13 protein-coding genes are annotated in these 13396 nt (G+C 53.5%); 5 read left to right on the forward strand and 8 right to left on the reverse strand.

Going from position 1 to position 13396, the window contains the following annotated elements:
* Nucleotides 1-90: 90 nt before the first annotated feature.
* From C12CBH8_RS00170 to C12CBH8_RS00180, 3 genes are all read right to left on the reverse strand, one after another.
* Nucleotides 91-588 (reverse strand): COG2426 family protein, encoded by a 498-nt coding sequence (locus C12CBH8_RS00170; RefSeq protein WP_090263732.1) that lies wholly within the window; start codon nt 586-588, stop codon nt 91-93.
* Nucleotides 589-730: 142 nt separating this feature from the next.
* Complete coding sequence (locus tag C12CBH8_RS00175; protein WP_099322977.1) at nt 731-1036, reverse strand: hypothetical protein; 306 nt, start codon at nt 1034-1036, stop codon at nt 731-733.
* Between the two features lie 4 nt (nt 1037-1040).
* Nucleotides 1041-1499, reverse strand: a complete 459-nt coding sequence (locus tag C12CBH8_RS00180; RefSeq protein WP_090263730.1) for an RrF2 family transcriptional regulator — start codon at nt 1497-1499, stop codon at nt 1041-1043.
* A gap of 166 nt (nt 1500-1665) precedes the next feature.
* Here C12CBH8_RS00180 and C12CBH8_RS00185 point away from each other — a divergent pair, with 166 nt between their 5' ends.
* Nucleotides 1666-2250, forward strand: coding sequence for a cyclase family protein (locus C12CBH8_RS00185; protein ID WP_215533312.1), 585 nt, complete (start codon nt 1666-1668; stop codon nt 2248-2250).
* Between the two features lie 118 nt (nt 2251-2368).
* On the opposite strand, the gene C12CBH8_RS00190 is transcribed toward C12CBH8_RS00185, so the two are convergent.
* The 3 genes from C12CBH8_RS00190 to ppdK all read right to left on the reverse strand — a co-directional run bounded on the left by C12CBH8_RS00190 (nt 2369) and on the right by ppdK (nt 7097).
* Nucleotides 2369-3223: an NAD(P)/FAD-dependent oxidoreductase gene (locus C12CBH8_RS00190; protein WP_215533313.1), complete on the reverse strand. Its 855-nt coding sequence runs from the start codon at nt 3221-3223 to the stop codon at nt 2369-2371.
* A gap of 206 nt (nt 3224-3429) precedes the next feature.
* Nucleotides 3430-4251, reverse strand: a complete 822-nt coding sequence (locus C12CBH8_RS00195; RefSeq protein ID WP_215533314.1) for a mechanosensitive ion channel family protein — start codon at nt 4249-4251, stop codon at nt 3430-3432.
* Nucleotides 4252-4463: 212 nt separating this feature from the next.
* A complete protein-coding gene (gene ppdK, locus C12CBH8_RS00200) occupies nt 4464-7097 on the reverse strand; it encodes a pyruvate, phosphate dikinase (protein WP_215533315.1) in 2634 nt (877 codons plus the stop codon).
* A 362-nt stretch (nt 7098-7459) separates the two neighbouring features.
* Between ppdK and C12CBH8_RS00205 the strand changes: the two genes are divergently transcribed.
* A complete protein-coding gene (locus tag C12CBH8_RS00205) occupies nt 7460-8074 on the forward strand; it encodes an SseB family protein (protein ID WP_215533316.1) in 615 nt (204 codons plus the stop codon).
* 49 nt (nt 8075-8123) lie between these two features.
* Here C12CBH8_RS00205 and C12CBH8_RS00210 read toward each other — a convergent pair whose 3' ends face one another.
* On the reverse strand, nt 8124-8336 hold the full coding sequence (locus C12CBH8_RS00210) for a type II toxin-antitoxin system antitoxin (protein ID WP_215533317.1): 213 nt from the start codon (nt 8334-8336) through the stop codon (nt 8124-8126).
* A 364-nt stretch (nt 8337-8700) separates the two neighbouring features.
* Here C12CBH8_RS00210 and C12CBH8_RS11935 point away from each other — a divergent pair, with 364 nt between their 5' ends.
* Nucleotides 8701-9672, forward strand: a complete 972-nt coding sequence (locus C12CBH8_RS11935) for a collagen-like domain-containing protein (RefSeq protein ID WP_425503815.1) — start codon at nt 8701-8703, stop codon at nt 9670-9672.
* Nucleotides 9673-9951: 279 nt separating this feature from the next.
* On the forward strand, nt 9952-10128 hold the full coding sequence (locus tag C12CBH8_RS00220) for a FeoB-associated Cys-rich membrane protein (RefSeq protein WP_090265494.1): 177 nt from the start codon (nt 9952-9954) through the stop codon (nt 10126-10128).
* Nucleotides 10129-10283: 155 nt separating this feature from the next.
* On the opposite strand, the gene C12CBH8_RS00225 is transcribed toward C12CBH8_RS00220, so the two are convergent.
* Nucleotides 10284-11387 (reverse strand): DUF3048 domain-containing protein, encoded by a 1104-nt coding sequence (locus tag C12CBH8_RS00225; RefSeq protein WP_215533318.1) that lies wholly within the window; start codon nt 11385-11387, stop codon nt 10284-10286.
* Nucleotides 11388-12022: 635 nt separating this feature from the next.
* On the opposite strand from C12CBH8_RS00225, the gene ypeB reads away from it, so the two are divergent.
* On the forward strand, nt 12023-13393 hold the full coding sequence (gene ypeB, locus C12CBH8_RS00230) for a germination protein YpeB (RefSeq protein ID WP_215533319.1): 1371 nt from the start codon (nt 12023-12025) through the stop codon (nt 13391-13393).
* Nucleotides 13394-13396 lie beyond the last annotated feature (3 nt).

Raw genomic sequence — 13396 nt, forward strand, 5'->3', positions numbered from 1 at the left:
GAATTTTCCCCGGCAACTAAGAAAAATAACCCGGACGGCGTACGTTTGTGCCGTCCGGGTTATTTGTTGATGCCGATGTGCCGATGGGGATTATCCGATACCGATGGAGTGCAGCAGGCCAAAGGACAGGATCAACATAACAAGTCCCGCCGTCAATACGCCTGCGGTAATGACAGGCAGCGCATCCTTCATGCGGAGGTTCAGGATGGAGGCTACAAAAGCGCCTGTCCAAGCCCCGGTTCCGGGCAAAGGGATGGCCACAAAGATGAAAAGCCCCAGCAGTTTAAATTTTTTCATAGAATGTTCATGTGCCTTGTTTTCCATGCGGTTGGCGATGCGGCGGAATAGTTTAAATTTTTTCATCCAATCCACCAGTTTTCGGCCGAAGAGCAGTACAAAAGGAATAGGAAGCATGTTGCCCAAAGTGCAGATCAAAAGGGCGGGAAGCCAGTCGATGCCCAGGGCATAGGCGGCAATGATACCGCCGCGCAGTTCCACCACCGGCAGCATGGAGACCAAAAAGGCCACCAGTTCCGGGGAGAGATACTGGTCCAAAAATGAGACCATATTGTCAATAATAACTTCCATTTGTCACCTCAGAGATGGAGTTATCGCCTTAGTAAGATCTTTACACAAGACGATGTTCTCTCTATTGTAACTTATTTTGCGTGGATTCACAAGTGGTATCCCCTATTTTCCTGTTTGATAACACAACCCTTTTTCTCCTGCCTCAGAAATAAAAAAAGCCCGTCTCTTTTAAGACAGGACTTTTATAACACCTATTCTCTTTTATCACCAAAGCATGCATGGAGTCCAAGCCTCGCCCCCTCTTCATACGGAAGGGCTGCATGGGACAAGGTTCATACATTTTGAGGCGGCTCCCGACGGTGCGCGACAGCCGGTACACTGCATATCTTCCGATGAGGTCACCACAGGTATCGGTGGAAGAATCCTGAGCCAGCTTGGCTTTCATCTTAGCGGCGGTAAACAGCACCGGACACTGATGGCAGAAAAGCCCTGGGGATGGTTTATCCATCCCACTACCTAGTCTCCTTTTTGGAGGAACACATGCCGCCGCAATCGCATTTTTGCTGATGCCGTTGGATGAGATCGGCTAATGTAATGCCGTCCACAACGTCATCCACAGCCTCCTTGATGCTGCGCCACACCTCCATGGTGACACAGTTATCGGCACGGGCGCAGGGGATGGTGTCGTCAGCCACGCAGTCCACAGGATCCAATGACCCCTCCAGCACGCGCAGGACCGTCCCCACTGTGATGTTCTCCGGTTCCCTGCCCAGAGTATACCCCCCTTGGGAACCCCGGACGCTGCGCACCAGTCCGGCTCGGGACAGCTGCATCACAATCTGTTCCAGATATTTGCTTGAGATATCCTCTTGCCTGGCAATTTCCTTCAGGGGCAAAAGTCCCTCATTGTAGTGCACCGCCAGGTCAAACATCAGCCGTAGTCCGTAACGGCCTTTGGTAGAAACCTTCATAACCATCTCTCCTATAGGATAAAACGGGACATCTGCTGTGTAATCCAGCCCCTGCCCCATGAAAAAAGATGCACGCCATATAGCAAGCCGCACCTGCAGTTGACAAGCGTCCGCCCAAGGGTACAATGATGTTAGGACATCACGTTAACTTCAGGAGGAGTGCACCATGCGTTTATATGATATTTCGCGTCCCCTGCTGACGTCGCCGGTTTATCCCGGTGACCCATCCCCACGGCTGGATCCCATCCAGCGCATGGATGTAGGGGATGACTGCAATCTGACCGCCCTTTTCGCCTGCCTGCATACCGGCACCCATGCCGATGCGCCTCTCCATTTTCTGGCCGACGGACAAGGCATCGCATCCCTGCCGTTGGAGCCCTATGTGGGACGGTGCGCAGTCTTGTCCGTCCGAAGGGACATCACTGGTCAGGATGTGGATGAAAGCATTGTCCCCGGCTGCCGGCGGTTGCTCATCCGGGGAGAAGGAAAGGCCTTTCTCACCCCGTCGGCCGCCTTTGCGCTGGGAGCCTTGGGAGTACAGCTGGTGGGCACCGATGCCGACTCCATCGCCCCGCCGGATGACGAAGCCGCTGTACATCAGGAATTGCTGCAAAACGGGGTTATGATCTTGGAAAACTTGGATTTGAATAAGGTGCCGGATGGGGAATATTTCCTCTTTGCGCCGCCGGTCCTGGTGGGAGAAGTAGACGGTGCTCCAGTACGGGCCATCCTGGTCGACTGGGAGGATTAGTCCGGCTGTATTCTGTACAACAACAAGTGTGTTCTATATAAACACAATAATATGTTTGATGTTTCTTCAAAAGAAGGCGCGTCCTGGATATGTGGAACCGATGGGGATTATCATCTTCCTAACGGGAGGCCAGCCACGAGATTGCCGATAAAGCAGCTGTCAGCCCTTCCCCCACCGCTTTTCCGACCTGTAGGGGAAGACCGGTACAATCCCCCGCTGCAAATACACCGGGGATGGAGGTGGACTGATCCCGGGCTGTTTTGATAAATCCGCTGTCCAGGACAAGTCCTGGTACTAATGCATCCGGGGCTGAGGTATCCCGGATAAGAAAGACGCAGTCGGCGGGATACAGGATACGGTCTACCGTCAGGCCAACGGCGTGATCCGCCCCTTCCAAGGCCAATTTAGAACCACTGATCACCGGAATGGTTTCCGGCAATCCCTCCAGATTGGTACGGCCGCCGGGATTAACCACCGTCACTTCACAACCGATCTCGTAGAGGAAAATGGAATCTTCCAAAGCGAGCGGCGACTGGGCTACAACAAGAACCCGTTTGCCGCGGTAGAGCATACCGTCGCAGGTGGCGCAGGTACTGACCCCTTTGCCCATAAGCTGCTGTTCCCCTGGGATCTGCGGGGATTTAGCTGCCCCCATGGCCAGGATAATGGACTGAGCTTCCATCACCTGACTGCCGGCCGAGAGCAGGAAGGTCTTGCCCATAGGCAATACGCTGGTGATGCGTTTCTCCTCTACCTGAGCCCCTGCCCGTTTGGCATGATCGAAGAAACGTTCCATCATTTCCTTGCCGCTTATACCGGGCAACCCCAGGTAATTATCCACCAAAGGGGTCCTGCACAGCCAATTGCGGTGGATATCATTGGTATACACCGTCACTGATTTCCCCCTGGCCCTGGCCTGCACTGCTGCAGAAAGTCCGGCTGGGCCGCCGCCTATAATGGCGATGTCGGTCATTTTCTCACCTCCACACGGTATAATCAAGTAATCATATCTGCAAAATAGTATTTCTTATATTATACCAATTTCCGATATTTTATCAAGACCTTTTCCTTTTCTCCTGCTGGAAAAATCCAGGCGGGATCCAATGGTTTTGCCGTATGGGAAAAATGCCTCTGTCCCAGCCATCGGGACAGAGGCATTTTCCTTTGAAGACACGGTTATCATCCATGTTTGGAGTCCATCACATGGACGTCCAACTGGTCGTGGGAAAGGCGGATCTTTTCCTCGTCAAACCGATGCTTGACTTGTTCCAGCATACTGTAAGTCAGATCCCAGTAGTCCTCTGTTTTGGTCCAGACGCGCATGGTAATATTGATGGCCGAAGAGGTATACTCATAAACATAAGCGCTTGGTTTCGGATCCTGGAGGGCCAAGGGATGGGATGTCATCAGCTCCATAAGGACCGATTTGACCTGGTCGATATCACTGTCCAACCCGACAAGGAAAGCCAAATCCAGGCGTCGGGTCGCTTCGCAGGTCGTATTCACAAGTTTGTCGGAGGTCAGATGGGAGTTGGGAATGACCAGTTTCCGATTATCCACCGTCAGAAAGGTGGTATAAAGCAACTGGATTTCTTGGACTGTGCCGGCCGACCCCTCCACTTCCACGTAATCGCCTACCCGGAAGGGATGGGTAAACAGGATCAGGATACCGCTGGCCACATTTGCGAGGCTGTCTTTGACGGCCAAAGCGATGGCGGCTCCGGCAGCGCCCAAAGCAGCGATCATGGTGCCCATGGGAAGCCCTAAAATGGACCCTACTGTGACAATTACAACAATCTTGGTGGAGATAGATACAAAGGAACGGATAAATGCGTGAAGAGATGGCTCGATATTACCCTTCTTGAGAACCTTGACGGTAAGACTACCCAGCAGTTTGGAGAGCCAGAGGCCCAGGATCAGCACCACCAAAGCAGCCAGGATCTTTGGACCATAGGTCTGCAGGAGATACAATAGCCATTCGTTGTTAAACGCGTTATCCAATGCCGACACATCCTTTCTTTTCGACAAGATGAGAGTGATTCCCTGTATTCTTTCAGTATATCGGATCATAGATCCAATTGCAACTAAATCCATTGTTTCTCCCGGATGCACACAGTATGCCCATCGCATCAGTAAAAGCCGGTAAAAAAGGCACATTGCTGAGAGATCAGCAATGTGCCTTGAAAACTATACTAAGAAAAGGATCCTATCCCTTAGGCCTTCTTGGCTTTGATAGCGGCCTGGGCAGCAGCCAGACGAGCGATCGGCACACGGAAGGGCGAGCAGGAAACGTAGTTCAGGCCAGCGTTGTGGCAGAACTCGATGGAAGACGGATCGCCGCCGTGCTCACCGCAGATGCCCAGTTTGATGTCGGGGCGGGTCTCACGGCCCAGACGGACAGCCAGTTTGATGAGCTTGCCCACGCCATCCTGATCCAGCTTTGCGAAGGGATCGGACTCGTAGATCTTGGCATCGTAGTAGGAATCCAGGAACTTGCCGGCATCGTCACGGCTGAAGCCGAAAGTCATCTGGGTCAAGTCGTTGGTGCCGAAGGAGAAGAATTCAGCTTCCTTGGCGATCTCGTCGGCGGTGACGGCAGCGCGGGGGATTTCCACCATGGTACCGACTTTATAGGTCATCTCAATGCCGGCGTCAGCGATGAGCTTGTCGGCAGTGGCGGTGACGACGTCCTTGACATACTTGAGTTCCTTGCGTTCGCCAACCAGCGGGATCATGATCTCCGGAACGATCTTGTATTCCGGATGAGCCTTGTTGACGTTGATAGCAGCGTTGATGACAGCGGTGGTCTGCATCTCAGCGATTTCCGGATAGGAAACAGCCAGACGGCAGCCGCGGTGACCCATCATGGGGTTGAACTCATGCAGGGAGGCAATGACTTGCTTGAGTTTCTCAACGGTGATGTTCAGTTCACCGGCGATCTCAGCAATATCCTCTTCCTTGGTGGGCAGGAATTCATGGAGAGGGGGATCCAGGTAACGGATGGTAACCGGACGGTCCTGCATTACTTCGTACAGGGCCTCGAAGTCGCCCTGCTGATAGGGCAGCAGCTTGGCCAGAGCGGCCTTGCGGGCTTCGACAGTCTCGGAAACGATCATCTCGCGGATGGCCTTAATACGGTCAGCCTCGAAGAACATGTGCTCAGTACGGCACAGGCCGATACCCTGGGCGCCGAACTTGACAGCCTGAGCGGCGTCTCTGGGTGTGTCGGCATTGGTGTAAACCTTCAGGGTACGGGCAGCGTCAGCCCAAGCCATATAGCGGCCGAAGTCGCCGGAGATGGTGGCTTCCACAGTGGGGACAGCTTCGCCGTAGATGTTGCCGGTGGAGCCGTCGATGGAGATATAATCGCCTTCGCGGATGGTCATGCCGCCCAGCTCAAAGTATTTCTCTTCTTCGTGCATAGCGATCTCGCCGCAGCCGGAGACGCAGCAAGTACCCATGCCGCGGGCCACAACAGCAGCGTGAGAGGTCATGCCGCCGCGGACGGTCAGGATACCCTGAGCCACGTTCATGCCCTCGATGTCTTCAGGAGAGGTTTCCAGACGGGCCAGAATGACCTTTTCACCGCGGGCATCCCACTCTTTGGCGTCCTCAGCGGTGAAGACGACGCGGCCGCAGGCAGCGCCGGGAGAAGCAGCCAAGCCTTTGCCGATGACCTTAGCGGCCTTCAGAGCGGTGGCTTCAAACTGCGGGTGCAGGAGGCTGTCCAGCTGCTTGGGCTCGACGCGCATCACAGCCTCTTCCTCGGTGATCATGCCCTCGTCCACCAGGTCGACGGCGATCTTCAGAGCGGCAGCGGCGGTACGTTTGCCGTTACGGGTCTGGAGCATGTAGAGCTTGCCATTCTCAATGGTGAACTCCATATCCTGCATATCGCGATAGTGTTTCTCGAGACGGTCAGCAGTGGTAGCAAACTGCTCGTACACTTCGGGCATAACATTTTTGAGCTGATCGATGGTCTGGGGGGTACGGATGCCGGCCACGACGTCCTCGCCCTGGGCGTTCATCAGGAACTCACCGAACAGTTTGGCCTCGCCGGTGGCGGGGTTACGGGTAAAGGCAACGCCGGTACCGGAGGTATCGCCGGTGTTACCGAACACCATCATCTGGACGTTGACGGCAGTGCCCCAGGAATAGGGGATGTCGTTGAGACGACGGTAGACGTTGGCACGGGGGTTATCCCAGCTGCGGAACACAGCGCGGACAGCTTCCATCAGCTGCTCTTTGGGATCGGTGGGGAAATCCACGCCCTTTTCCTGTTTGTAGTACTCTTTGAAGCGGACAACCATAGCCTTCATATCGTCGGCATCCAGTTCGGTGTCCATCTTGACGCCCTTAGCTTCCTTCATCTCGTCGATGATCTTCTCGAAGTTGGACTTAGGCAGTTCCATAACAACGTCGGAGAACATCTGGATGAAACGGCGGTAGGAGTCATATGCAAAACGGGGATTGTTGGTCAGCTTGGCCAGGCCTTCCACAACGGTGTCGTTGAGGCCCAGGTTCAGGATGGTATCCATCATGCCGGGCATGGAAGCGCGGGCGCCGGAACGGACCGAAACCAACAGAGGATTGGCAGCATCGCCGAACTTCTTACCAGCGATCTCCTCCATCTTGCCCAGGTATTCCAGGATCTCGGCCTGGATTTCGGGGGCGATCTGACGGCCGTCTTCATAGTAGCGGGTGCAGGCCTCGGTGGTGACGGTGAAGCCCTGAGGCACCGGCATGCCCAGATTGGTCATCTCCGCAAGGTTGGCGCCTTTGCCGCCCAACAGTTCACGCATGGAACCGTTGCCTTCGGAGAACAGGTACACGTACTTGTAACTCATTAAACATCTACCTCCTGATTTTAGATACAAATGAAACGCCCCGCGCTTGGGAGGCGTGGGGGTGTGTATCCAGCATTTTCAAAAAATCTACACAGTGGATATTATAACAAATTTAAGCGGCCATTTCCACCATTTCATCAAAAAATTTTCCTAAAAAGCGCCAAAATAACCAGTCTTATAAAAAAGAATAAAAAATACCTGCTTTGGGCAAAAGGACAATGATGAAAAAACTGTAAAATTCACAATTATGACCTAGTGTTGGGGAAGAGTTTATGTTATAATGGGGAAAATCAATTGATGGGGATTCTTGGGCCTTTCAGCATAAGCGGAACCATTGGAACGAGGAGTGTTAAATTCTAACTATGGCATTGTTTAAAAAATCTCGAAAAAAGGGTGAAGAGACCCAAGCGTCCGGTATCGACCAGGCAAAAGAACAAACCGCGCCGCAGAAAAAGATCGTAGTGGGCGGCGATGAAACAACCAGTCCGGATATGATGCAGGTGGAAAACCTGGAGTTCCTTATCCGTATTTATATGAAGGATCCGGAGAATATGGTAAACTTGGTGCCGGTTCTCATTGCGCTGGGCAAGGCCAATGTGACGGTGCCGGTGCACGTGGAACTCAGCGAAGAAGACGCTAAGAAACTCCAGGAAGGCGCGGAGAATGGGACTTCCATCGCCCTGCCGGAAAACGCTAAGGCGAGAGTCAATATCCTGAGCGCGCCCGACGGACGGTATTTTCTCCCGGTCTATACCCGGAAAGAGCTTCTTCCTCAACAGGCCGGCCGGAGATTTATGGCCATGCAGACCCCCTTCCTCAACTGCTGTGAGATGATCCTGGAGCAGATGAAGAGTGCCAGCGGCATCGCCATCAACCCCTATACGGAAAATCTGATCCTGCCCCCCGATGTGCTCAAAGCCGTGCGCAAAAAGGCCATGGAGGACGAACAAAAAAAGCAGTCGGAAGAGCAGAAATAAAAAAATAGTAGACAGAAGAAAAAAGGCTGAGAGACCAAATTGGTTCTCCTCAGCCTTTTTCTTGTGATTTCCTCTGTGATTTGCCATCGGCAGGAAGGATGATGGGACCTTCTGCTTTTTCAAATTCTTTGATGCATTGGCGGATGAGATATAGAATTTGGCCGTTGGCAGAACGCCCTTCATACTTTGCGATGTAGTGCAATTTATAGTGAAGTTCTGGATCAACTTCAATTCCCAGATGCTTATTGTTTTTATTTCTCATTGCGAATCTCCTAAACGTCTTGCTCTAAGTATACCGAATGCATAAGGGGAATGCAATGGGAACAAACCAATGCAGCCATATAAAAATGGGAAAACCTGGTGATGATTCGTTCAGAACTCCTGTTTTTTATTGGATCAGCCGGGGAAATGAATTTTGGGGACAACGATAAAACCGGGAACATACAATGAATTGGGGTATACCACCTGAATTGAAATAGGAGGTCAATATCTTGAAGATCTATCATTACGACAGCTGTCCGGAAGACGGATGCCAGCAGGATGAATGCTGCTGTCAAAACGACTGCTGTTGTGTTCAAACCTGTCCCGTCCCAGGGCCGACGGGCCCCACCGGTGCCACGGGACTCATGGGTCCTACCGGTCCGGCCGGCCCCACAGGAGCCGCCGGTTTGGCTGGACTTCCCGGCCCTGTTGGCCCGCAAGGAGCTCAGGGCCCCATCGGCGCTACCGGTGCCACCGGTCCAGTCGGCGCCCAGGGTCCGCAGGGGGCACAAGGCCCTATGGGTCCGACCGGGGCTACCGGCGCCCAGGGAATTCAGGGCCCTCAGGGCATCCAAGGCCCCACCGGTCCCACTGGTGCGGATGGCGCTACTGGTCCGGCTGGCCCCGGAGGCCCCATCGGTCCGCAAGGCCCTCAGGGTACCCAGGGCCCCATCGGCCCGACAGGCGCTACCGGTGCTCAGGGCCCGCAGGGTCCGCAAGGCATCCCCGGTCCGACCGGCGCTACGGGCGCCGCGGGTGCCGTTGGATCTACAGGCGCAACTGGAGCCACCGGCTCAACCGGTCCTACAGGCGCTACCGGCGCCACTGGCCCGGCTGGTTCGGATGTAAATACCGTAGAATGCGCCGGTATCCAGCAGATGCAGAATGTTCTCCAGCAGATTATCCAGCTCTATCCCAGCGACAACATTGTGGTATCCATGGAAAGCGGCAACAATGCCAGCGGACGTCCATCCCTATTGCTCCCGGCCCAGGCTCCCGGACTGCTCCAGCTGGCCAATAACCAGGGAGTTCCACAGGAAGCGGTGTCCCTTTGCCGTATTGCTGCCGTCCGGATCACCAGTGCTACGTACAACAACAATATCACGTATCTGCCGGAGCCGACGCCAACTCCCGCTGGCTGTGCCGCCCAATGTGAAGCGGCGGTACGGAGTTATCTGCCGGTCGGCACCACGGGTGTGGGCATCAACGCCGGAGGCCAGACCGTTGGGCAGGGGACAGTACTTCGCAGCGAATATGGCATGATCGTACTGGTTGGGAACAATAACAGCGATCCCACGTTCGTATCCACCACAAAGGCCGAAGTCATAAACAAGTAATGGCGTAATATTTGGCACTTTCCCATCGGAATACCCCGTACACAGATAAGCCGATTTTTTAGAATGAGGTTATACGCTGCCCACAGGATCTCTGGAAAAACCGGAGGTCCTGTTTTTATCATTCACTACAATTCATATAGGAAATAAAGTTTTTTCTCGTTTCCCCCTTGACAGGCTGCACGGGCTGTGATATATTGTTAGCGTCGATTAACAATAGTGCCAAAAACAGCAGACAGGTGCATAGAATAGAATATCTGGAATTCAGAGGAGTTGACTCCTATGGGACTCATTGATATTGTAATTTTGCTCCTTGCGGTTTTATTGGTAATTATTGCGCTTTGGTCTCACAGAAAGCGCCGTCGAAACGGCAAGGGATCGGGTGGATGCGCCGGCGGATGCCGCAGCTGCCCCTATTCCCACAGGTGCGGCGGGGATGACGATCTACCGCCGCCCTGATGTCCCTTTTCCCTGTTTCATTGTGTGTATAACTTCCGCCGGGTACAACCTTCCTCCCTGTGCCCGGCGGGCTTTTTGCATTTCAAAAAAACAATACCCCCCTTGGGCATACCGCCCAAGGGGGGTATCTTTTATTATGGAGGGGACCGGGAGAATTATTCCGCCGTCACATCGTCTTTTTGGCCTACAATACAGATCCAGGTTTTACCCGGATTGAGGGACAGCTCCTGGCCGGAGGAATCGGTGAGCTGAATGGGATCGGATGCCGATTCCATGCTCCATTGGATGTCCTGGCACCGGCCCATAGAGGCGTAGATCCCTTCCCCGCCTTTGAGCTGGATGTCCACATGGCCTAAACTATCCCCTGTAGGGGTGATGGCGGTGCGCAGGACCAGGACATTTTCCACCTCGACCTGTTTGCCGGTAGCGGCGTCCATTTGGCCTTTGTCAAACTGGTATTTGGCGTAGACGGCCTTTTGAGAATCGTAGACAAACCGGCTGGTGACGTAGGAGGAAAATGGGACGGTGAGCGTCTCGCAGGACTGTCCCTGAGGGGCCTGGGAATCCCCTTCCGCCCGGAAGGAAAAGGCCGTACCGTCGGATTTTGCCTGGGTACGGATCTCCCGTTTCTGCACGCACTGAATGAGTTTTTCCCCGTCGGTGACGCAGCTGTGTACGCTGCCCATGCTCTTTTTACGTCCCGGATCCCGCCAGATGGTCACCGAATCGCTGACGCCGTTGATGCTGTCGACCTTGGAGGACTGGATAGCATCCAGGGCGTCTTGACTGCCTCCTACATGGACATAAATACAATCGTGGCTCTGGGCCAATTCCACAAAGTAGGGACGTGCGCTGCGGATAGAGCCGGTCATAGAGAGATTCCGCCAATCGGAGTAGAGAGCTAAAATACGGGTGATACCGCCTTCGGCCTGCATCTCGTAGCACACATCGGCTGAAGCGATGTTATGCTGAGGGGTGGCGGCCTCCAGGTTGTTGATCATGATGCCCACAGGGCGCTGTCCCACTGCCTCGGATGGCAGATCAGAGCGGCCGGTGAGCGGGTTGATGGTTCCAGCCTTAGTCCCGGCCGGGAGCGAGGCCTGTGGGGACTGCCCATCGGAGCCGGCCGCTGCAGAGGTAGATGCCCCGGAAGACGCTGAAGATGACGATTCCGCGTCCTTTTTGCCGCAGGATGAGAGACACAGACAGCTCACCAGCACACATGCCGCCGTCAGAAAACACAGGATTGTTTTTTTCATTAAAATCATCTTCCCTTCCTCATAGAATACCGTGCCGCAGATCCGCATTGACGCCTTTGTGCCTTGGAAGAGGAAACAGATCCCAAGACGTTTGCGACACCCCCTTCTATTATAAGGGGATCCCGGCCCGGGCACAAGATGGGGTCTCCGGGATTTGTTTCTTTTAAGATAAGGCAAAGAGGGAAAATGTTTTGTCGTACCGAGGGAGGACGTCCGAAAAACATATTCCGCGGGATGGGAAATAATTCAGTTTGGGATTGGTTTGGATGGGTCGTTGCAGTTACTTTTTTGGAAAGATTCCGGACTGTGCGGCATACAAATTGGGAAAGAATAGTTTCCTCTAATTTAGGTCATGAAGAGTTGTTTTGCAAGGCGATCCAAAGGGGACATAAAGATTTTGTTAATATTTGCCTTAATCCATAAAGGAAACCTTGCTATTTCCTGAAAAAAATTGTATCCTATGGGATATTCAGAGGTAGAATAGCCGTTTGGACGAAATGGTTTTTATTGAGAAGATAACCTTGTGCTGTCCCGTCTGCAGGATGGGATTGGAAATGCCGAATTTTCCGGGTCTGGAATAACCGTCCATGATCGGGGGAAAATAGGAGAGAACATGGGCACAAGGAGGAAAATCCATGATAACGACCTTAAAATATCGTCCATTTGTGCCGGGGATCCGGCGTAAAGTACGCATTATCACTTTTTCCATCGCGGGCATTTTAGTGCTGTTCGGCATGATGTGCAGCGCCTACGTCCAGTCCCACCAGTACCAGATGCAGCTGGAACACAGTTATCAGCGGGCTCTGGATGATCTGGGGGATTATATGAACAGCATCGACGTCTCCCTTAACAAAGGGATGTACGCCGGTACTGCCAGTCAGTTTGATACCCTGGCCACTGAGCTTTGGATGGATTCATCCGGTGCAAAGAGCAGCTTGGGGCAGCTCCCCATGGGCGGCATGAACTTGGAAAAAACCAACCGGTTTATCGCTCAGGTAGGGGATTTCTCCATGGCTCTCTCCCGCAAGGTGGAGGAGGGCCAGGCCATCACCGAAGAGGAACACGAGAATATGGAGGCGCTGGCAGGGTATGCCAAAAAGTTGTCGGAACTGATCACCTCCATCCGGCAGGAGATCAATGACGGCAATATGTCTATGGAACAGATGCAGGAGAGCCTGAAGAATCTACAGGAGCCTGAGGGGGAACCCACCATCAATTCCGGCTTTTTGGATTTTGAGGAGCAGTTTACCGATTACCCCACCCTGATTTACGACGGTCCTTTCTCCGACCACATCCAGCAGAAAGAGGCCAAATGGCTCAAAGGCAGAGAGGAGATCGACCGTGGCGCCGCCCGCGGCCGCGCCTCCCAGTTTACTGGGGAGAGCACGATGGATCTCAAGGATGCCGGTGAGGAAAGCGGCGCCATTCCGTCCTATAATTTTACCACCGACACTCTGACCGTAAACGTCACAAAACAAGGGGGCTATTGCTCCTGGCTGTTAAACTCCCGGGAAATCGGCATGCCGACTCTGGATGCCCAAGGCGCCATTGAAAAGGCAAAGCAGTACCTGGAGGATCACGGCATCACCTCCATGGAGGAGAGCTATTATTCCACCTCCGGAGGCATTTGTACCATCAATTTTGCCTATCAGCAGGGCAGCGTTACCTGTTATACCGATCTCATCAAGGTTGGCGTGGCGCTGGACGACGGCCAAGTGGTGATGTTCGACGCCAGAGGCTATCTGATGAACCACCAGGACCGGGCCTTGGAATCGGCGTCCCTGACCAAGGAACAGGCCCAGGAAAAACTCAGCTCTTATCTGACCGTGCAAAGCGCCGGCGTGGCACTGATCCCCACCGACGCTGGATCGGAAAACCTGTGTTATGAATTTATGTGCAAAGGGAAAAACGACCAGAAGGTTTTAGTATACGTCAATTGTCAGACCGGCGAGGAGGAACAAATTCTCATCCTTTTGGAAACAGAGGGAGGAATACTCACCATCTGACGG

Origin of the sequence: Solibaculum mannosilyticum (assembly GCF_015140235.1) — a bacterium.
Lineage (GTDB): Bacteria > Bacillota > Clostridia > Oscillospirales > Acutalibacteraceae > Solibaculum > Solibaculum mannosilyticum.